Here is a 643-nt window from a genome sequence, read left to right as displayed (position 1 = left end):
ACGTAATGCAAAGAATCAAAAAAAAAGCCGCTCTTTTGAGCGGCTTTTAAGTATTTGTTAGGAAACTAAGCTTCTTGCTTTTGTAACTCCGCTTCAGCGGCAGTTTCTTCTACTAAAGCATCAACAATGACCGCACATGCTGCATCACCAGTAATGTTTAGAGCCGTACGAATCATGTCGAAGATACGGTCAAGAGCGAAGAGTAGAGGCAGACCTTCAATTGGAATACCCGCCGCTAGTAGTACTGCTACCACTAGGAAAGAAGGGCCCGGAACACCAGCTTGACCAACCGCACCTAGTGTTGAAGTCACGATAATAGCGATGTACGCGCCCATGCCTAGGTCTATGTTGAATAGTTGTGCAAAGAAGATTGCGACCAAACCGTAGTAAATCGCATTACCAGACATGTTGATGGTCGCGCCCAGAGGTAGAACGAATGACGCAGTTGAGTTTTTCACGCCAAGTTCTTTTTCACACGTATCCATAGTGACAGGCAGTGTCGCCATTGACGACGCTGTTGATAGTGCAACTGCTTGTGGTTTTTTCATTGCAGACACGAATTTCTTCGCTGATGTCTTAGTGAAAACATGCACCATTGCAGGGTATACGATAAAGCCAAACACTAGGATTGCCGCAACGTAAA

General features: G+C 45.4%; 1 protein-coding gene. It reads right to left on the bottom strand.

From position 1 onward, the window contains the following. Window positions 1–65 precede the first annotated feature (65 nt). Window positions 66–643 (bottom strand): dicarboxylate/amino acid:cation symporter (locus tag R7Z49_RS25725; RefSeq protein ID WP_318112497.1); only part of this gene is annotated, 578 nt, incomplete at its 5' end.

The sequence above is a fragment of the Vibrio sp. 1562 genome (assembly GCF_033340155.1).
Lineage (GTDB): Bacteria > Pseudomonadota > Gammaproteobacteria > Enterobacterales > Vibrionaceae > Vibrio > Vibrio alginolyticus.
This window is presented reverse-complemented; position numbering and strand designations above follow the sequence as displayed.